Origin of the sequence: Kribbella sp. NBC_00382 (genome assembly GCF_036067295.1) — a bacterium.
In the GTDB taxonomy this organism is placed as follows: Bacteria; Actinomycetota; Actinomycetes; order Propionibacteriales; family Kribbellaceae; genus Kribbella.
Genome location: NZ_CP107954.1, coordinates 2,062,398 through 2,081,474, shown reverse-complemented (window position 1 = coordinate 2,081,474; position 19,077 = coordinate 2,062,398). Strand labels below are relative to the sequence as shown.

The 19,077-nt window shown below is 67.1% G+C and carries 19 protein-coding genes; 8 read left to right on the top strand and 11 right to left on the bottom strand.

Annotation, left to right across the window (positions count from 1 at the left end; genetic code table 11):
* The first annotated feature begins 19 nt into the window (after window positions 1-19).
* Together OHA70_RS10285 and OHA70_RS10280 are read left to right on the top strand one after the other, a co-directional pair.
* On the top strand, window positions 20-2,404 hold the full coding sequence (locus OHA70_RS10285) for an immune inhibitor A domain-containing protein (RefSeq protein WP_328331016.1): 2,385 nt from the start codon (window positions 20-22) through the stop codon (window positions 2,402-2,404).
* Between the two features lie 114 nt (window positions 2,405-2,518).
* Window positions 2,519-2,830: a WhiB family transcriptional regulator gene (locus OHA70_RS10280; RefSeq protein ID WP_363826562.1), complete on the top strand. Its 312-nt coding sequence runs from the start codon at window positions 2,519-2,521 to the stop codon at window positions 2,828-2,830.
* 30 nt (window positions 2,831-2,860) lie between these two features.
* On the opposite strand, the gene OHA70_RS10275 is transcribed toward OHA70_RS10280, so the two are convergent.
* The 3 genes from OHA70_RS10275 to OHA70_RS10265 form a co-directional block, all read right to left on the bottom strand.
* The gene (locus OHA70_RS10275; RefSeq protein ID WP_328331014.1) at window positions 2,861-3,280 is read right to left on the bottom strand and encodes a nuclear transport factor 2 family protein; all 420 of its coding nucleotides are present in this window, start codon (window positions 3,278-3,280) and stop codon (window positions 2,861-2,863) included.
* A gap of 41 nt (window positions 3,281-3,321) precedes the next feature.
* Window positions 3,322-5,229 (bottom strand): penicillin-binding transpeptidase domain-containing protein, encoded by a 1,908-nt coding sequence (locus tag OHA70_RS10270; protein WP_328331012.1) that lies wholly within the window; start codon window positions 5,227-5,229, stop codon window positions 3,322-3,324.
* A 145-nt stretch (window positions 5,230-5,374) separates the two neighbouring features.
* A complete protein-coding gene (locus tag OHA70_RS10265; RefSeq protein WP_328331010.1) occupies window positions 5,375-6,136 on the bottom strand; it encodes a VOC family protein in 762 nt (253 codons plus the stop codon).
* Between the two features lie 129 nt (window positions 6,137-6,265).
* Between OHA70_RS10265 and OHA70_RS10260 the strand changes: the two genes are divergently transcribed.
* Entirely contained in the window at window positions 6,266-6,595 is a 330-nt protein-coding gene (locus tag OHA70_RS10260; protein WP_328331008.1) for an L-rhamnose mutarotase, read from the top strand.
* Between the two features lie 159 nt (window positions 6,596-6,754).
* On the opposite strand, the gene OHA70_RS10255 is transcribed toward OHA70_RS10260, so the two are convergent.
* Both OHA70_RS10255 and OHA70_RS10250 read right to left on the bottom strand, forming a co-directional pair.
* Entirely contained in the window at window positions 6,755-8,035 is a 1,281-nt protein-coding gene (locus OHA70_RS10255; RefSeq protein WP_328331006.1) for a type II toxin-antitoxin system HipA family toxin, read from the bottom strand.
* A complete protein-coding gene (locus OHA70_RS10250) occupies window positions 8,028-8,312 on the bottom strand; it encodes a helix-turn-helix domain-containing protein (protein ID WP_328331004.1) in 285 nt (94 codons plus the stop codon). The genes OHA70_RS10255 and OHA70_RS10250 overlap by 8 nt, the downstream gene beginning before the upstream one ends.
* A gap of 140 nt (window positions 8,313-8,452) precedes the next feature.
* On the opposite strand from OHA70_RS10250, the gene OHA70_RS10245 reads away from it, so the two are divergent.
* Together OHA70_RS10245 and OHA70_RS10240 are read left to right on the top strand one after the other, a co-directional pair.
* Window positions 8,453-9,349, top strand: a complete 897-nt coding sequence (locus OHA70_RS10245) for a DUF2797 domain-containing protein (protein ID WP_328331002.1) — start codon at window positions 8,453-8,455, stop codon at window positions 9,347-9,349.
* A 20-nt stretch (window positions 9,350-9,369) separates the two neighbouring features.
* Window positions 9,370-10,074: a pirin family protein gene (locus OHA70_RS10240; RefSeq protein WP_328331000.1), complete on the top strand. Its 705-nt coding sequence runs from the start codon at window positions 9,370-9,372 to the stop codon at window positions 10,072-10,074.
* Here the strand turns inward: OHA70_RS10240 and OHA70_RS10235 are convergent.
* A complete protein-coding gene (locus OHA70_RS10235) occupies window positions 10,071-10,586 on the bottom strand; it encodes a DinB family protein (RefSeq protein ID WP_328330998.1) in 516 nt (171 codons plus the stop codon). The genes OHA70_RS10240 and OHA70_RS10235 overlap by 4 nt on opposite strands.
* Before the next feature lie 164 nt (window positions 10,587-10,750).
* Here OHA70_RS10235 and OHA70_RS10230 point away from each other — a divergent pair, with 164 nt between their 5' ends.
* A complete protein-coding gene (locus tag OHA70_RS10230) occupies window positions 10,751-11,209 on the top strand; it encodes a hypothetical protein (RefSeq protein ID WP_328330996.1) in 459 nt (152 codons plus the stop codon).
* A 117-nt stretch (window positions 11,210-11,326) separates the two neighbouring features.
* On the opposite strand, the gene OHA70_RS10225 is transcribed toward OHA70_RS10230, so the two are convergent.
* Window positions 11,327-12,790, bottom strand: a complete 1,464-nt coding sequence (locus tag OHA70_RS10225) for a S1C family serine protease (RefSeq protein ID WP_328330994.1) — start codon at window positions 12,788-12,790, stop codon at window positions 11,327-11,329.
* A 521-nt stretch (window positions 12,791-13,311) separates the two neighbouring features.
* On the opposite strand from OHA70_RS10225, the gene OHA70_RS10220 reads away from it, so the two are divergent.
* A complete protein-coding gene (locus OHA70_RS10220) occupies window positions 13,312-13,635 on the top strand; it encodes a MerR family transcriptional regulator (protein ID WP_328330992.1) in 324 nt (107 codons plus the stop codon).
* Window positions 13,636-13,661: 26 nt separating this feature from the next.
* On the opposite strand, the gene OHA70_RS10215 is transcribed toward OHA70_RS10220, so the two are convergent.
* The gene (locus OHA70_RS10215) at window positions 13,662-15,344 is read right to left on the bottom strand and encodes a sensor histidine kinase (protein WP_328330990.1); all 1,683 of its coding nucleotides are present in this window, start codon (window positions 15,342-15,344) and stop codon (window positions 13,662-13,664) included.
* Window positions 15,341-16,033 (bottom strand): response regulator transcription factor, encoded by a 693-nt coding sequence (locus tag OHA70_RS10210; protein ID WP_328330988.1) that lies wholly within the window; start codon window positions 16,031-16,033, stop codon window positions 15,341-15,343. Before OHA70_RS10210 ends, OHA70_RS10215 begins: the two co-directional genes overlap by 4 nt.
* A 138-nt stretch (window positions 16,034-16,171) precedes the next feature.
* Between OHA70_RS10210 and OHA70_RS10205 the strand changes: the two genes are divergently transcribed.
* A complete protein-coding gene (locus tag OHA70_RS10205) occupies window positions 16,172-17,170 on the top strand; it encodes an acetamidase/formamidase family protein (protein ID WP_328330986.1) in 999 nt (332 codons plus the stop codon).
* Here the strand turns inward: OHA70_RS10205 and OHA70_RS10200 are convergent.
* Window positions 17,167-18,141 (bottom strand): TIGR03560 family F420-dependent LLM class oxidoreductase, encoded by a 975-nt coding sequence (locus OHA70_RS10200; RefSeq protein WP_328330984.1) that lies wholly within the window; start codon window positions 18,139-18,141, stop codon window positions 17,167-17,169. The two genes, OHA70_RS10205 and OHA70_RS10200, sit on opposite strands and share 4 nt — an antisense overlap.
* Window positions 18,138-19,055 (bottom strand): DMT family transporter, encoded by a 918-nt coding sequence (locus OHA70_RS10195; protein WP_328330982.1) that lies wholly within the window; start codon window positions 19,053-19,055, stop codon window positions 18,138-18,140. The genes OHA70_RS10200 and OHA70_RS10195 overlap by 4 nt, the downstream gene beginning before the upstream one ends.
* Window positions 19,056-19,077: the final 22 nt, after the last annotated feature.

Below are 19,077 nucleotides of genomic sequence, written 5' to 3'. Positions count from 1 at the left end.
CGAACCTCCAGGAGGATGTGTGCGCTTCGAACCCGCACGGACGACGGCCATCGGGGTCTTGAGTCTCGCGGTGCTGACCGGGCTCGGCCAGTTGCCGCAGTCCGTCGCCGGACCGGCTCCGGCCGACGGTGATGCCCCCAGCGGACCGGCCGCGGTCAAGGCCGGACCGGACGAACTACCCAACGCTCTCGAGGACAAGCGCCGCGACCTGCGCGAACGTGCCTTGACCAACGTGCTGAACGGCTCGGCGAAGGTTGAGCAGCGCGGCGCCAGCAAGGTGGTCAGGGTTGGCCGGCAGGTCGACGTACCGGCGACCAGTGGTCAGGACAAGCTCGCGGCCAAGCGCAAGGACCAGTACGTCGAGTTGGCGCGCGAGAAGACGGACAAGATCTTCGTGATCCTGGCCGAGTTCGGCAACAAGCGGCACCCGGACTTCCCGGACAAGGACACCGACCCGAACACGGACGGGCCGGCCACCTTCGACGGGCCACTGCACAACGCGATCCCCGCGCCTGACCGGAGTACCGACAACTCCACCGTCTGGCAGGCTGACTACTCACCCGATCACTATCGCCAGCTGTACTTCGGCAAAGGCGACTCGGTGAAGACGTACTACGAGAAGCAGTCGTCAGGCCGGTACAGCGTCGACGGGACCGTCTCGGACTGGGTGAAGGTGCCCTACAACGAGGCGCGGTACGGGCGCAGCAACGGCGTCCCCTGCGACGACAACATCTGCGGCAACACCTGGAACCTGATCAGCGACGCCGTCGGGCAGTGGGTCAAGGGCCAGGAGGCGACCGGCAAGACCGACGCGCAGATCAAGGCGACGCTGGCGTCGTACGACCAGTGGGACCGCTACGACTACGACGGTGACGGCAACTTCAACGAGCCGGACGGCTACATCGACCACTTCCAGATCGTGCACGCCGGCGGCGACCAGGCCGACGGTGACCCGCGCCAGGGCGAGGACGCGATCTGGTCGCACCGCTGGTACGCGTTCAGCAACCACACCAACGGGCCGTCGGCGAACAAGCTCGGCGGTACCCAGATCGGCAGCACCGGGCTGTGGGTCGGCGACTACACGATCCAGCCGGAGAACGGCGGGCTGAGCGTCTTCGCGCACGAGTACGGTCACGACCTGGGCCTGCCGGACCACTACGACACCTCCGGCAAGCCGAGTCAGAACCCGGTGAACTGGTGGAGCGTGATGTCGCAGTCCCGCTCGGGTTCCAAGGGCGACGTCGGCATCGGGCTGAAGCCGCAGGACCTCGGTACCTGGGACAAGCTGCAGCTCGGCTGGCTCGACTACGAGACGGTGAAGGCCGGGCAGACCAAGACGGTCGACCTCGGGCCGCACGAGTACAACTCGAAACGAGCCCAGGGCGTTGTCGTCGTACTGCCGAAGAAGAAGGTGACGACGCAGCTGGTCAAGCCTGTCACCGGTGCCAAGTCGTGGTGGAGCGGTACGGGCGACAAGCTGTCGAACACGCTGACCCGCAAGGTCACTCTCCCGGCGGGCAAGGCGTCGCTCGACTTCCAGGCCAACTGGAAGATCGAGGACTGTGGCGCGGACGCGTGCGACTACGCGTACGTCGAGGTGAACGACGGCTCGGGCTGGAAGGCAATCCCGGGCAGCATCACCAAGGCGGCCGAGGCGAACGGGATCGACGGGGACAGCAAGGGCTGGCAGCCGGCGTCGTTCGACCTGTCCGCCTTTGCGGGGAAGACGATCGACCTGCGATTCCGGTACGCGACGGACGCCGCGACCCACGAGCTGGGCTTCTTCGCCGACGACATCAAGCTGACGGCGGGCGGCAAGACGCTGCTGGCCGACGGCGCGGAGGGTGGCGCGAACGGGTGGACCGCGGTCGGGTTCGAGCCGTCCGGGGAGTCGGTGACGCGGGACTTCGACAACTACTACCTGGCGTCGAACTACACCTACAACTCGTTCAACCGGTACCTTCAGTACGGCCCGTACAACTTCGTCGGAGCGCCGCGGCCGAACTGGGTCGAGCACTACCCGTACCAGGACGGGCTGCTGGTGTCGTACTGGGACACCTCGCAGAACAACAACGAGACGGCCGTGCACCCCGGCGAGGGGCAGTGGCTGCCGATCGACGCGAACCCGGAACCGCGGGTGCGGCTGGACGGCGCGTACTGGCGGAGCACGATCCAGAGCTACGACTCGACCTTCGGGTTGCAGAAGTCGGACTCGTTCACCCTCACCGTGGCCGGCAAGAAGAACTACGTGCGGGGCGCGGACGCAGTACCGGCCTTCGACGACCGGAAGGATTTCTGGACCTCGAAGATCCCGTCGTACGGCGTGAAGGTGCCGCATGCCGGGGTGACGATCCGGGTGATGAGCCAGCTCGGCACCTCGATGCGGATCGTGATCGCGAAGTAGTCCACGTTTGAACCTGGGTACCTGGTCGGGGCCGGCGGCTATGCAGACAGCCGTGCGGAACCCGACCAGGTACGAGGTGTCTGTGATGGCTGAGCAGCAACTCTGGAACCGCCGGTGAGGCGCAAGCCGCCCGCCGGGGCGGTCACCAAGGCGCCGGAAGGTCTGCCTTCCGCGATGATCGAGAACTGGGAATGGCAGGACCACGCCGCCTGTCAGGGCGTGAATCCCGAGCTGTTCTTCGCCGCCGAGTCTGAACGCGGCCTGCGAAAACGCGCCCGCGAACTGGTCGCCAAGTCACTCTGCGGCACCTGCCCGGTCCGCCGCGAATGCGCCGACCACGCCGCCGTCGTCGGCGAGATGTACGGCGTCTGGGGCGGCATCACCGAGGAAGAACGCGAACCCGCCTTCCACGGCCGCCGCCACTAACCCTCAGTCGAACAACTCGTCGAAGATTTCTTAGGAACCACCCGGACGGCTGAGCCGGTCGAGTCCACCAACTCCTTGCTCGGTCAGATGCTCCCGCCCGGCAGGCGGTTCGTAGGCCTCCGGCCAGAAATCGGTGACCCGGACGATCAGCCCATCGGCGAGCTCGAGGTACACGAGCCCGACCATCTCCTCTTCACCGACGGTGAAGTTCATCGATCCGGCGGCGCTCTGCCCGTCGACGATCAGCCGACTCACGCTGAGTTGCCAGTCGCCAGGATATTCACGGTTGAAGCGCACCAGCCGATCGCGCCCGGTGATCCGCTCCGCGGTCTGCGGCAGCTCGTAGACGACGTCGTCGGCGAGCACCGCGCCAAAGGCGTCCCAGTCATGGGCGGCCATCGTGTCGAAGTACCGCCGGACTGCCTCCCGGCTCTGCTCGGTATCAGTCATGTCGGCGACGGTAGTGGCCGCCGCCGACAGTTCTCGACGGACTAGCTGAACTTGCTGATGAAGTTGGCGAGGATGGGGCCGGCTGCCTTGCCGCCGGAGATGCCGCCTTCGACGATGACGGCAAAGGCCACGTCGCCTCGGTAGCCGACCATCCAGCCGTTGGTGATGACCTTGCCGTTGGCTACTACTTCGGCGGTACCGGTCTTGGCGGCGGCTGCGCCGTACGGGGCCAGCGCGTGCGCGGTGCCGCCGGTGACGGTGGTGCGCATGAAGGTGCGGAGGGCGGCAACGGTTGCTGCAGGCAACGGACTGGCGGCGGCGCCGGCCGGGTCCTTGCCCGGGACGAGCACCGGCTTGAGCGCAGTACCGTGCTGGACCGCACCTGCGACCACTGCCATCGCCAGCGGGCTGGCCGTGACGGTGCCCTGGCCGATCATCGAGGCCGCCTCGGCGACGTCGTCCTTCGGAGCCGGTACCTCACCGCCGTACGCCGGAACCGAGAGCTTGAGGTCCTGGCCGATACCGAACATCGCCGCGGCCTTCGTCATCCCGTCGGACTTGAGCCGGGCGTGCTGGGAGATGAACGCGGTGTTGCAGGACTGGTTGAACGCCTTCTGCATCGGGCCCGCGCCGTACGCCGCCAGGCCGTCGTAGTTCTTGAACGTCTTGCCGAACACGTTGATCGTGTTCGTGCACGGCAGCGGGGTGTTGACGGTCAGCCCGCTCCCGAGCAGCGCGGCCGAGGTGACGATCTTGAACGTCGAGCCGGGCGCGTATCGGCCGAGGAAGGCGCGGTTGTAGTTGGTCAGGGTCGGACCGTTCGCCGCGGCGAGGATCTGCCCGGTCGACGGTTGGATCGCGACCAGTGAGGCCGGCAGTTTGCTTGTCGCCAGCGCTGCCTCGGCGAAGCGCTGCAGCTTCGGGTCGAGGGTGGTCTTCACCGGCGTACCGGCCTTGCCCTGCTGGGAGAAGACGGTCTTGATGGTCAGCTTGGACTTGCCGTCGCGCAAGGTGACGGTGCCACCCGGCGTACCGGCGAGCTGTTGCTGGTACGAGTACTGCAGGCCCGTCGTACCGACCTGGTCGACGGCCGACGCGGTCGGGCCGGCGTTCTTCAGCGTCTCGGCGGTCGCCGTCTTCATCGTGCCGAGCAGTGAGCGGGCGAAGGTCGGGCTCTCCGCGAGCGACTGCGTGCCGCCCATCGTGAGCACGCCCGGCAGCTTGCCGAAGGTCGGCGCGAGCGCCTGCCACTCCTCCGACCGGATCGTGATCGCGTCCACGAACTGACCAGCCGGTGCGGCGACCGCGCGGGCCTTCAGCTTGGCGCCGTCGACGTCGAGCTTGGCCTTGAAGGCCGCGTACGTCGCCGCGGTCGCGACGTTGCCGGAGGCAACTCCGACGATGACGACCTGGCGGTTCGCGGTCAGCGGCTGGCCGTTGCGGTCGAGGATCGATGCGCGGGCCGGCAGCGCGCGGACGCGCTTCAGGTAGTTCGACGCGCCGAGCCCCGGGTAGATGGTGTCGCCGGAGGCCTTGATCTTCCAGGCGTCACCGGTCTTCACAGCGGCCGCGGTGCTCGTCCACTTCATCGTGCCGATTCCGCGCAGGATCGCCTCGACGGCGAGATCCTGGGTGCAGTTGTTGTCGTCCGAGCACTTCGGGTCGCCCTGTGGCGCCACGGTGACCGACTGCGCGACCAGCGCGGAGTCGACCTCGTCCAGCCGCTTCCCGAACGTGGCCGGGGTATCGGTCAGCGCGGCCGCCTCGTCGGGCTTGCCGTCCGGCGCCCACGCCTTGACCCAGGCGGCGGCGAAGTTCTTGACGACCTCCGCGGAGGCCTGCTTCTCGTTGTTGGGGTCTGGCTTGCCTCCGCTGCCCGACTTGCTGTCGGTACAACCAGCGGTGACGAGGACGGCACTCAGACAGACGACGGCAGCAGTTCGCTTCACGTTCTCAACTCTCGCACGGCGACGGGTACACACCTGGAACAGTCTTCGGCGTGTGGCCAGCCTGCCACGAGAGGGAAAATACTCAGTGGGCGCCGGCCATACCCTCGTACGACGCATAGCTGCCGCGAGTAGTTGGCTCCTGGCGTCAGCCGAGTTGAATGATGGCGAAGCGGGCGCCTTCGGGGTCGGTCAGGACGGCCAGCCGGCCGAAGTCGGTTTCGAGTGGCTCGCCGAGGATTTCCCCGCCTGCTGCGATGGCCTGCTCGACCGTTCGGTCGGTACTAGCGGCAGCGAAGTACGGGAGCCAGTGCGGCGGCGTACCGGCGGGGAAGTCGGGGTGGAGCTCGCCGGTGCCCGCGACGGGCTTGTCGGCCGCGTACAGCGCGGCGTACCGGTTGTAACCGCCGATCTCCTCGGCCCGGTAGTCGAAGACGGCCGTGTAGAACTCCCGCGCCGTCTCGAAGTCCTCGCTCAGCGCCTCGCTCCAGACCAGCATGCCGGGATCGGTACTGCGCTCGGTGCCGATGTGGTCGGCGGCCTGCCACAGCCCGAAGATCGCGCCGTTCGGGTCGGCCGCGATCGCCATCCGGCCATGTTGTTCGACCTCACGGGTGAGCAGCGCGGTGCCCTCGTGCGCCGTCACCGCGTCGAGCGTGCGGTCGAGGTGGTCGGTGGCCAGGTAGGTGGTCCAGCGGCTCGGGAGATGCTCGGTGCCGGGCTGCTTGGGGCCGATACCGCCGACGTCCGAGCCGTCCAGCTTGCAGACTCGGTAGTCGCGGGTGGCCTGCCGCTCGCACTTCCAGCCGAACAAGCCGCAATAGAACCGGGCAGCGGCGTCCGCGTCATCGGCGGCGAGGTCCACCCAGTTCGGCGTACCAGGCGGCCACGGGACGCTCCGCTCGACCATGGGTCCTCCTGCCGGGAATGCGGTGTCCAGAACAGCCCCTTAACCTGCCAGGGACTACCGGCCACGTCGAGACGATCACCGGGAGTTCGGATAACGGTTCGATCAAGCCCCGGCGTATCCTGCACGATTGTGACCCGCCTAGCACTGCACAGCCGGCTGATCCCCGGTACCGAAGAGGCCTACGAGCTCGAGCACGCCCGCGTCTGGCCCGAACTGATCACCGTCATGAACCAGGCCGGCATCCACGACTGGAGCATCTGGCGCAGCGGCCGCGACCTGTTCCACCTGGTCGAGTGCGACGACTACGAAGCCGCCGTCGCCCAACTCGCCAACGACCCGGTAGACCGCCGCTGGCAAGACCACATGAGCCAATTCGTCGAAAGCTTCGCCCAGAACCCAGACGGCCTGGCCGGCCAATCCCTCCGCCACGTCTGGACCATGAGCGAACAAACCACCTAGTACGCCGGGTAGGTACTCCCCACGCGACCTCCGCAGTCCGCTCCTTCGTCACTCCCCGCTCCGGTCGCTCCCGCCCACCCTGCCCTCATACTCCTGCGTTGGGCGCTTGCGCGTGCTCCTTCGTCGCTCGCTTGGTGATGCGGGCTGGCGGGCATGGAGTTACTGCAGGTATCTCGCGCATCGTCGTGCTCGTGCTGCTACAAGGTCGAGAAGACGCTGCGGGAGTGGACTGCCAAGCGCCTGGATCTCTGGATTGGCCGCAGCAGCGGAGAAGGCATCGGGTACCGATCCGATGACCCTGTCGGCATGGTGACGAACGACCTCCTCAGGGAGTTGTAGCGCCCGCGCGAGATGGGGCCAGGGGCTGCCGCCCGGGTTGACGCGATAGTCGCCACCGAACTTCATGGCGAGGCGCAGTTTCTGTTCAGCGATGTCGTACGGCAAAGCTGAGGCGACGTCGTAGAACGGAGCCAGCCTCAGGTCGCGCCCGGACAGCAGTAGCGAGTAGTTCTTCGCATGTGCGTCGGTGCCGGCAATTACCCAGTTCCACACGAGGGCATCCAGGAAGTGACCGGTGGCTTCGAGGGCAGCGGCAGGCGACATGCTTCGGCGGAACAGATCGGCGATCTCGCGAGGACCGGGGCCGCCTTGATTCTGATACTTGTTCTCCGGGTGCACACTGAGCGCTTGGCATAGATCTTCTTGATGGGTGCGGATCTGCTCGTCACCCTGGATGGCGCGATCGTAGCGACGGACGACGATTGCACTCTGGTCTTCGAAGCGTTCGATCCAGGTCCGCACCGCGCGCAATCCCGCAGTACGCATCGCGGACAGGCAGAGGTGCTCGTTCAGGTCGTGATCGTCCAGACCGGTGATTGCCGGCTTGAGGATGTGTGAGGTGGCCAGCGCGCCCTGAGGTTGCCCCCACCGCTGTCCGTCGCGGAAGAGAGCGGTCTTTGCTTGCGCCCCTGCAAGGCTGAACCGTCCGGTCCCACCGGAACCCAGCCAGGCGGTGGCATCGGTCTTGAGATCTCGAAGCCGCTGGGCGACTTGGGCCTCGGTCAGCCATTCGATGTCAGCGAGCGTCGGCGAGTCGGCCCGAATCGCTTCCAGCCGATTCGGTGGAATCAGTCGTACAGCCCCTGGGCAGTCTTCGCCCAGCGGAGTCGAGAGGAGCGCAAAGGGTGACCTGGCTGATACCTGGAACTCACGCGCCCACCGATTCAGCACGGCGTCGTTGTCGGGCAGTAGCCCCCACAGCCATGGGCTGATCTGGCTGTCGGTGTGCAGCGCAAGCTGGAGTGACATCGAGACAGAGACCGGTGTCGCCGGCTCCTTGGTGATGTAGGAGGAGTCGTAGGCGAAGGCCAATGAACCTGTTGACGTGCGGCTCACCGTCCCGGCGACGTCCTTGCCCAGAAGTAAGAGGAGGTCAGGCATGGTTGTCGTCCTGGTTGTACTCGTCGAGCAGGGTGTCTAGTTCGCTGCGTACCGATGACGCCGGTGGGTCACCGATCCGGACTTCCAAGGTGATGCCGAGGGCCTCGATGACGGCCAGGATCCGGCCGAGTTCGACGGTGGGCTTACCTTTCTCGAACTCGATCAGCCATGCTCTCGAGACACCTGCGGCGTCGGCCAGGGCCGCCTGGGTCAAGTGCATCCTCTGGCGCTGGCCACGCACGGTCGCTCCAAGAGCTTGTGGGGTGTGGATCTCCACGCTCGGCTCCTCTGTCGACGTACGGCGACACACTTACTTTGTCAGCGTACGGCGACATTCGTGGAATGTAAACGTACGTCGACATCATCTGAATGTCGACGTACGGCGACATGTCTGTGGGGGGGTGGTAGGAATGCTGGATGGGTGGTGGCGCGGGGGCTGGTTGGCGGGTTAGCGGGGTTGGGTGGATGGATGGGGTTGCTCAGCTCGAGTGGGTTGTGGATGGGCGGGAAGGCGGGCGGCGGAGTCCGTTGGTGGTGGGGAGTGAGTTGTCGTTTGCCTTTGAGGGGGAGCGGCGGTGTGTTGGGTTCTGGCGGGCGGGGCGGCGGTTGGGGTGTTCTACGCGGACGGTGCTGGCGGCGGGTGGGCGTAGTGGGCAATGCGTTGACTGCCAGGGGATGGAGCGGGCCAACTCGGTTGCGGCGGATACTCGGTTGGATGATCCGCGGCCGTATCACGTGTATCTGGCGCATCACGGGAGCGTGATCAAGGTGGGGATCACGGCGGTGGAGCGGGGTGAGGCTCGGTTGCTGGAGCAGGGGGCGTTGGCTTCGACGATGATTTCGGTGGGGGCTCGGCGGGTGGAGATCCTGCTCGGGTCGACGCTGGGGCTGCCGGATCGGGTCAGTACTAGCCGGAAGAGGGCTGCACGACAGCAGCGGGGGAGCGCGGCGGAGCGTAGTACCGGGCTCTTGGGCGTGGTTGAGCAGACGGGCGAGTTGGATTGGCCTGAGGGGCAAGTGAGGTGTGAGCCGCGGGTCGGGGATCACGTCGCGCGCTACGGCCTTCCGGACGAGGGACTACATGCTGAGGTGGCGGTGGTTGAGCCGGTACCAGGTGGCGTGATCGTCGGGCAGATCGTGTGCGCGATCGGAGCCGACCTATACCTCGAGACGACGGCCGGGTTGCTCTTGCTCGATACCCACTTGCTGGCTGGTTGGACGCTTGGCCGGACTTCCGAAGCTGCCGAACTCGCCGTCCCGCTGGAGAAACTCGAGCCGGCGCCGCGGCGAGACGACCAAGAGGCGCTGTTCTGAGCAGGTGCGAGACTGGGCGCATGAGTGTCGAGATCCATCGTGCCGACGACCGGTTCCGGACGCAGAGCGACTGGCTGGACTCGCGGCACTCGTTCTCCTTCGGCCCGTACTACGATCCCGCCAACATCGGCTTCGGCCTGCTGATGGTTCACAACGACGAAGTAGTTGCTCCCGGCACCGGCTTCGACACGCATCCGCACCAGGACGTCGAGATCGTCACCTGGGTACTCCGGGGAGCCCTGCTCCACCAGGATTCCGAGGGCCACAGCGGCATCATCTACCCCGGCCTGGTCCAACGCATGAGCGCAGGCAGCGGCATCCAGCACTCCGAACGCAATGACGCCGAAGAGCCAGTCCGCTACGTGCAGATGTGGGTCCGCCCCGGCGAGTACGACCTCACCCCGTCGTACCAGCAAGCAGAAGTCAGCCCAGCCGGCGAGTTCATGCCGATCGCATCAGGCCTGCCGAAGCACGCAACCACCACGGCCATCACCATCAATCAACCCAGAGCCGGCCTCTCGGTCGCCCGCCTGGCTCCCGGCGACACGGTCCAACTACCGCAGGCGCCACAGGCGCATCTTTTCGTTGCTGATGGCAACATCACTCTGGAAGCCACCGGTGACCTCGGCCCGGCCGATGCGGCCCGCATCCACCAAGCCGATGGCCAACGCCTCACCGCCGGACCAGCCGGCGCCGAGCTCCTCCTGTGGGAGATGACCGACTAGTAGTAGCCCTTTTCGCCGTCCAGTAGTTCGCGGATGGTGTCGAGGTGGCCTACGTGGCGGGCGGTTTCCTCGAGCATGTGGAGGAGCATCCAGCGCAGCGTTGCCTGGGCGGCATTGAAGTCGGGGTGTTTGCCGGTGTCGTCGAGGGAGTGCGCGGCGACGATCTCGTTCGACTTCGCGCACTGGGCTTCGAAGTCGTCCAGGAGTTGGGAGAGCGGGATGCCGGGGACGAGCATGTCGGCGTCGTCGGGCTCCTCTTGGAACTGCGGGTTGTCAGCGTGCGACTCACCCAGGAACAGCACGTTGAACCAGCAGTGCTCGGTCCAGCGCATGTGTGAGACCAGGCCGGCCACCGTCATCAGCGGCGAGGTCGGTAGTACCGACCGCTGCTCGTCCGCCGCGGCGAGACCCTCGCACTTCCATCGGACCAGCGCCCGCTGCTGATCCAGCCAGCCGACCAGCAGGGTCCGTTCATCCGCCACGTACGGCGGTCGCTCCCGAGACATCGTCATACGGCCGGACGGTAGTGCCTCACCCTCGCGGCCGCACCACAATTAGCTGCGGATCCTGGGTTCGCAGAGGGTTCCGGCGTGGCGATCTGGGCGTTACAGTCCGGCCAGTCCGTTCCGCCTGCCGCCTTCGAGGTGGCGACCTGTCAGGGGTGATCGTTGTGAAGATGGTCAGGATTCTGTCCGCGTTGTGCCTGGTCGGCGCCGGTCTGGTCGCCAGTACCCAGTCGGCGTTCGCCGACGGAAGCTACTTTCTCCAATCGACGAACTCGGTGTACCCGAGTGGCTGGGGTAGCGCCGACGGGTCAGTCATTTTCACCGGGAAGCACAAGGTGTTTCAACAGGGCTACGCCCAGGACCACTGTGCCGGTGACGGCTCCGGTGACGGGTACGGCGTGTACGTCCGGTCGAGGGTGATCTGGGGGAACGGCGCGTACTCGGAGTGGTCGCCGTGGCAAGGGGACTCGTCCGGGTGTGCGGACCACGCCGAGGGCTCCGTCAGCTCCGGGTTCTCGAACCCGGACAAGAACGTCCTGCGGATGGAGGTCCAGTTGTGTCTGCGCGACGTCCAGCGCAACGACGTCATCAACTGCGACCTGGCCTCCTTCCGCAATCAGTTCATCTGAGTGGAGGGCGGTACCCAGAAAAAACGGGACTCCGGCCGCTCGGTGGGCGGTCGGAGTCCCTACCAGGGAGGTGCTCCGCCGTCCCCGGGGGGGATAGGGACGACGGAGATCGGGGGGTCAGCCGGTCGGGTTTCCGTTGTCGGAGCCGAGGGTGGCTTTGACCTGTTGCGACTTGCCGCCGCGGGTGAGGGTGATGGTCACCTCATCGCCCGGGCGGTGCGAACGGACCGCGGCGACCAACGCGTCCCCTGACGCGATCACCTTGCCGTCGATCGCGGTGACTACGTCACCGGTCTTCAGGCCGGCCTTGTCCGCCGCACCGCCGGACGTCACCTCGCCGATCGTCGCTCCTTGCTGGAACGCCGCGGAAGACTGCGCGTCGCCGACACCCACTCCGAGCCGTGCATGTGTGGCCTTGCCCTTGGCCACCAGCTCGTCGATGATCGGCTTGGCCTGGTCGATCGGGATTGCGAAGCCCAGGCCGATGTTGCCGCCTTCGGATTGTCCCGATCCTCCGGCGGTCTTGATCGCGCTGTTGATTCCGACCACTTGGCCGGCGAGGTCGATCAGTGCGCCGCCCGAGTTACCCGGGTTGATGGCGGCGTCTGTCTGGATTGCTGGGAAGACTGTCGTACTGTCCTGCTGCTCGTCGCCCGAGGTGACCGGCCGGTTGAGCGCGGAGACGATGCCGCTCGTCACGGTCGCCTCCAGCCCGAACGGCGAACCGATCGCGACGACGCCCTGGCCGACGCCGAGGGTGCCGCTCTTGCCGAGTACGGCCGGGGTGAGGTCCTTGGCGTTCGCCCGGATCACCGCGAGGTCGGTCAGCGGATCGGTACCCACGATCGTCGCGTCCAGCGTCCGGCCGTCGTTCAGCATCACCTGGATCTTGCCGCCGTTGCCGGCGCCCGCCACCACGTGGTTGTTGGTGACGATCAGGCCGTCCTTGCTGATCACGATGCCCGAGCCGGTGGCCGCGCCCTGGGAGGTCGCGACGCCGATCTTCACCACGCTCGGCAGCACCTTGGAGGCGGCGTTCTGCACCGAGCCGTCAGGTGCGGAGACCGGCGCCGCCTGGCTGCCGTTGAGCGGTGCCGTCACCGACGGCGCCGAAGTACTGGAGTCGTTGGTGGCCGAGTAGACGGCCGCGGCGCCAACACCGCCGGCGGCACCGACCAGCAACGCGGTGGCTGCCACCAGAGCCAGACCGCGCCGCTTCGGCGGCTTCGGGGGCTCGGAGTGGGCCGGTTGCGGGCCGAACGGCCAGTTCGGGCCCGGCGACGCCCCCTGATGCGTCCCGGCCATCCCGAACTGCCCGCCCTGTTGGTACGCAGCACCGCCACCGCCCGTGGGGTGCTGCCCTGGCCGCTGTTGCCCACCCTGCGGCGCGTACTGCTGCTGCTGATGCTGGCCGTAGCCACCCATCGGCAGCTGCTGTGTGCGCTCAGGTGAACCCGAGCCGTACGTCGGCATCCCAGGCTGCTGTGGTTGCTGCGCAGGCTGGTTTCCGAACGTCGAACCCTGCGCCGGAGTGTCGTCACCGGGCTGGTTCTGCGGCTGGGGCGGCTGGTTCTCGGTCATGGGTCAACCTTGGCGGCTGCACCTGAGAACCCGCTGAAGATCCGGTCAGAGCTACCGAAGAACTCCATGAAGATCCGCTGAAGAAACCTGGCCGGCGGCCGGAGTGAAGCTCTACCGGACCTAAATGAAAATCTAACGTGATGGAAGTAGACTTTTGGCTTCGAGGTGGCTACTGTTTCTCGTGTCGGCCGGGTAAGTGAGCAAGGTCGGCGGTAGACCGCAAGACGAACTGGCACTACGAAGATCACCGAGGAGAAGGAGAGGACGACATCACCAGGATCGCCCGCCGGGGCTGAGATTCGCCGGGCGGGTACCGCAGTCCCATCGTCGTACGGAGGTGGTTCTCGGTTACGCAGTCAGCGATCCCTGCTGGGTTCGGCCGGTACGGCGAAACAGCGGTAGCAGAGGCCGGCTCACGAGCTGGTAGTTGGTGAAAAGTCCAAACCCAGGGCCCCGGCGCACAGCGCCGGGGCCCTCGACACGGAGGTGGCATGACCCCAAGCCCGCAAGTGGAGCAGATTTTGAGCGAAGCAGACAGCCAGCCGTCAAACTTCGACGACGAGGACTACCCCGCCTACACGATGGGCCGGGCCGCCGAGATGCTCGGCACCACCCCGGGTTTCCTGAGAAGCCTGGATGAGGCGAAGCTGATCACGCCCCAGCGGTCCGAGGGCGGTCATCGCCGCTACTCCCGCTACCAGCTGCGCCTGGCCGCGCGGGCCCGCGAGCTGGTCGACAACGGCACCGCCCTCGAAGCGGCCTGCCGGATCATCATCCTCGAGGATCAGCTCGCCGACGCCTTACGGATCAACGCCGAACTCCGCGGCGACGACGAGCAGAGCTGACCGGTCGCCCTCTTAACTGCTTGCGATCAGCGGGACTGGGTCGCGGCGTGGGGGAGCCAGAGGGTGAACTGGGCTCCGGCGCCGGGGGCGTTGCGGGCGTAGATCATGCCGCCGTGTTGCTCGGCCGCGTGCTTGACGATCGCCAGGCCCAAGCCGGAGCCGGGGCGGCTGCGCGCTTCGCTGGAGCGGTAGAAGCGCTCGAAGACGTGCGGTAGGTCGGCGTCGGCGATACCCGGGCCGCTGTCGGTGATGGTCAGTACGCCGTCCAGCAGGCGAACGGTGACCCGCCCGAGTGGCTCGCCTTCCGGCGGCCGCGGTCCCGAGTCGTCGGGGATGCTGTACTTCGCGGCGTTGTCGAGCAGGTTGGTCACGGCTCGGCCGAGCAGCCGCTCGTCACCCCAGACCGGGAACGGCGACAGTTGCACGTCCCACTCGACGCCCGAGGCGCGGCGGCGGACCTTGATCAAGGCGTCCTCGACGACGTTCTGCATCTCGATCAACTCGGCGTCGCGGACCTGCGGGGTGTCGCGGGCCAGCTCGGTCAGGTCGCCGATCAGCGCGGTCAACTCGTCCATCTGGGCGCGGACGTCGTCGAGAAGTTGCTGCCGGTCCTCGGCTCTCAGGCCACCGCGCTTGTCCGCCTGGGCGAGCAGATCCAGGTTGGTACGAATGCTTGTCAACGGCGTCCGCAGCTCATGCCCAGCGTCCCCAACCAACCGCCGCTGCCGATCCTGCGATCGGGCAAGTGCAGCCAGCATCGCGTTGAACGCCACAGCCAGTCTGGTGATCTCGTCGGAACCCGTCACCGGAATCGGCCGCAGGTCCTCGGTCCGTGCGATCGTCTCCGCGGCTCCGGTCAACCGAGCCAACGGCCTGAGCCCGGACTGCGCGATCGCGTTCCCAGCCAACGCCGCCCCGATCACACCAAGGAGCCCGACAGCCCACAACACGATCCCGAGGTTGTGGAGGGTCTGGTCGATCGGCTTCAGCGACTGGGCCACGACCAGCGCGACCTTGACCTTGCTGTCGCGAATAGGAGCCGGTACGGCGACCACTCGGTAGTGCGGCGAGCTGGGCACACCGGCGGTGCGAAGACTCGGCTCGGTGCTCTGGGTCTTGGCGATGTTGAGTTCGTCCTCGCCCATCGGCGGCAGGTACGCGGTCGGCGCTCCCAGGGTGTCGCCGTTCTCGGTCAGCAGGCCCATCCGGATATCGCTCAGGCCCAGCGCGTCCGGCGGCACCTTCTGCATGATGTCGGGATCGGTGATGACCTGCTGCTGTGCGGCGAGCTGAGCACGCGAGATCAGGCTCTCGTCGAGGTTGTGGTACATCTGCTGGCGGACCGTGAAGTACGCCGAGATGCTGACGATCATCACCGCGAGACCGACCGTGACGGCGGCGAGCAGGGTCACGCGGGCATGCAGGCTCAGCTGATGCAGCTTCTCCTGCCACCAGCCCTGTGTGCGCGCGGCAGCGGCGGCCATCCGGTTCCCGTTGGCCGCAGGCTCCTCCAGAGCCGGTCCGGCCTCGGCCTCGGCCGCGCCAGCAGCCGGGGTCGGTCGGGGTGAGCCCTTTGGCGTAGAGCCGGCTGTATAGCCGGCCGGCCGGCGGTCCGGGCGGTTGTGGCTTGGGCCGAATTCGAGGGTTTCTTCGTCGGGGGTGCCGGCTACGTACTTCGGGAAGTCGTCGGGTGGGGGTTGGGTGGTCACGGTGGGGTGTCTCTCAGGACGTAGCCGATGCCTCGGACCGTGTGGATCAGGCGGGGTAGGCCGTCGACCTCGGTCTTGCGGCGGAGGTAGCCGATGTAGACCTCGAGCGAGTTCGCCGTGGTCGGGAAGTCGTAGCCCCAGACGGCGTCCAGGATCACCGCGCGTTCGAGCACCCGGCGCGGGTTGCGGATCAGCAGCTCCAGCAGGGAGAACTCGGTCCGGGTCAGCGGGATCGGGGTCTGGCCGCGGTGCACCTCGTGCGCATCGACGTCCACCACCAGATCGGCGTACTGGAGCACCTCACCGCGCGGGCCGCCCTCGCCCGGCGTCGTACTCCGGCGGAGCAGCGCCCGCAGTCTGGCGAGCAACTCCTCCAAGGCGAATGGCTTGGTCAAGTAGTCATCGCCACCCGCGTCCAGCCCGTCGACCCGGTCGGCCACCGCATCCCGCGCGGTCAGCACCAGGATCGGCACGTTGTTGCCCGCGGCCCGCAATGCCTTGGTGGTCTCCAGCCCGTCCAGGCGGGGCATCATCACGTCCATCACGACCACGTCGGGCTCGACGTTGCCGATCACCGCGAGCGCCTCGGCGCCGTCGGACGCGGTCACCACCTCGAAGTCGTTGAACTCCAGCGAACGGCGCAGCGAATCCCGGACCGCCCGGTCGTCGTCCACCACCAGTACCCGCATCTCGCGCTCCCGCTCGCCCGCAGTCCAAGCCGAAGTCCGGTTGAACTCCGGCTCCCGACGATATGCGGTCTGTTTGAGAATCCGCTGAGAACCCGCTGATCAGTCGCGAAGGAGGCTGGTCCGACGTAGGTTTCCAGCGTGGACATCGTCGAATTCACCCCGTCGAACGAGCAGCTCACCTGGACCTTCGGCGGCGCGGCGCCGCTGCGCAGGGTCGAACCCGGTACGGCGATGCGGCTGTGGACCGAGGATGCGTTCTGCGGCCGGCTGCGCAGTACGACCGATCTGGCCGGCGCCAGCCTCAACATGCCGTTCGTGAACCCGCAGACCGGCCCGTTCTACGTCGAGGGCGCCGAGCCGGGCGACACGCTCGTGCTGCACTTCGTCGAGCTCACCCCCGCCCGCAGTTGGGGCGCGTCCGCGACCATCCCGTTCTTCGGCGGCCTGACCAGCACGGACCGGACCGCGACGCTGCAGGAGCCGCTGCCCGAGCGGACCTGGATCTACGAGGTCGACACCGAGCGGCAGACGGTCGGATTCCAGGCGCAGGGCAGCGACCTGGAGCTGGCGCTGCCGATCGAGACGATGCTCGGTACGGTCGGAGTCGCCCCGGCGGCGGGTGAGGTTCGCTCGTCGCTGGTGCCCGACACCTTCGGCGGCAACATGGACACCCCCGAGATGCGGGCCGGAGCGACCTGCTTCCTCCGCGTCAACGTCGAGGGCGCGCTGTTCTCCGTCGGCGACGGCCACTACCGCCAAGGCGAGGGCGAGTCTTGCGGTACGGCGGTGGAAGGCGCGATGAACGTCGTCCTCATCGTCGAACTCCTCAAGACCCCCGGCCCGGCCTGGCCCCGGATCGAGAACGACACCCACCTGGCCGTCGTCGGCTCCAGCCGCCCGCTCGAAGACGCTTGGCGGGCCGGCCAGGTCGACATGGTCGGCTGGCTCGGCGACCTCTACGGCCTCGACAAGCTGGACGCCTACCAGCTCCTCAGCCAGATCAGCGAGGTCCCGCTGGCCAACGTCGTCGACGCCAACTACAGCGTCGTCACCAAGGTCGCCAAGCGCCTGCTCCCCAAAGCCGATGCCTATAGCAACATTCACACTCACCTGCGCGACGTGGCCGCAACCCTTTAAGCAAAGGCCGGTACTACGTCCGCCGCGAACCGCTCCAAGGGAGAGTGGTCGTAGGCGACGCCCGGGATGTAGGTGATCACGTACTGGACACCGACCTCTTCGAGCTGCTCCAACTGGGTCCGGATCTCTTTGCTGGTAAGGATGTCGGCTTGAGTGATCGCGCTGCCGGCTGACCCGAGCGCGCGGAACTCGTCCAGGCTGTAACGGCCACGTGCCTTCGCGGTGGCGGTGGCTGGGTCGTCGCCGGAATCGATCGGGAACAAGTTGAGGCTGGTCGACTTCACGATCTCGTCGTAGTCGCGTCCGACGGAGTCGCAGTGCTTTCGTAATACCGACAGCTTGTGTTTGATCACGTCGGCCCGGCCGGTGCCGAAGTTGCAGGCGTCGCCGTACTGCGCGACGAGCTTGAGGGTGACCTGTTCGCCGCCACCGCCGATCCACAAGGGCGGCTGCCGGCGCGGCTCGATGTAGGGCTTGTCGACCGAGTGGTACTTGCCGTGGAAGACCACGTCCTCCTCGTGCCACAGCCGGTGGATCAGCTCGACCGACTCACGGAACGAGCTCATCCGGTCCTTCAGGCTGGTCCACGGGTAGCCGTAGGCCGTCCACTCCTCCTCGGACCAGCCGGCGCCCAATCCGGCGTACAGGCGACCGTGGCTGGCGACGTCGACGGTCGCGGCGATCTTCGCGTAGAGCGCGGGGTTGCGGTAGCCGTTGCAGCCGACCAGCTGGCCGATCTTGACCCTCGTTGTGTCGCGGGCGAGGGCGGCGGTCGCGGTCCACACCTCGAAGACCGTCTCGCGGACCGGCTCGGGCACGGTGTGGAAGTGGTCGAACAGCCAGATCGAGTCCCACGGCCCGGCGTCGGCCTTCTTCGCGACGGCGGTCATCGCCTCCCACTGCTCGACCGGGTCGGCCAGCTCGACCAGGTCCATCCGCCAGCCCTGCGGTACGAAGACTCCGAACTTCATCCGACCTTCCTCTCACTACGACGGCCGGTACTACGGGAGACGGCGACTCCGCCGAGGCAGAGCGCACCTCCGATGAGTGCGAGCAGAGCCGGCGTCTCGCCCAGGAGCAGCCAGGCGAGTCCGATGGCGACGACCGGCACGGCGTACACCGTCACGCCCATCCGGCCGGCCGTGGACCGGCGCAGCGCGTAGGCCCAGGTGGTGAAGCCGAGGGCAGTGGGGAAGGCGCCTAGGTAGATGACCCACCAGATGGTGCCTGCGCTCGCAGTACTGAGCTCACTGGCCAGGGTGGGGGCATAGGGGAGGCAGGCGACCGTGCCGATCATGCAGGCCAGCCAGGTGACCTGCGCGGCCGGGAGGCGGGTCAGTAGCGGCTTCTGGGCGACCACGCCGACGGCGTACGAGATGGCGGCGATGATGCAGAGGATGACGCCCCAGGTCTCGGCGGAGCCGGTGGAGGTCGCAGTACCGATCAGGACTACGCCACCGAAGGCGATCAGGCTGCCGATGATGAGTTGGCGCGGGAAGCCTTCGCCCAGTGTCAGGCCGGCTAGCAGGGCGATCAGGAGGGGAGCGATGTGGACCAGCATGGCCGCGGTACCGGCGTCCAGGCGGCGCTCGGCTGCGTTGAGCGCCACGTTGTAGACGCCGAACCAGAGCAGGCCGCAGGCGAGTAGTGGCGGCCAGTCGCGTCTAGTTGGCCAGCTGGATCGGGTCGGGCGCTCACGGAAGTACAGGTAGACGCCGAGCAGGACGCTGCCGACCAGGAGGCGGGCCAGGGACATCGAGCCGGCTGAGAACTCCGTACCGGCGTGACGGATGGCTACGAAGGAGGAACCCCACAGGAGCACGGACACTGTGGCCGCGCCGGTCACCAGCAGGGTTTTGGGAGAGGCTTCCACGACTGTCGTCACGCTGTTTATCCTAGGAAGGTCA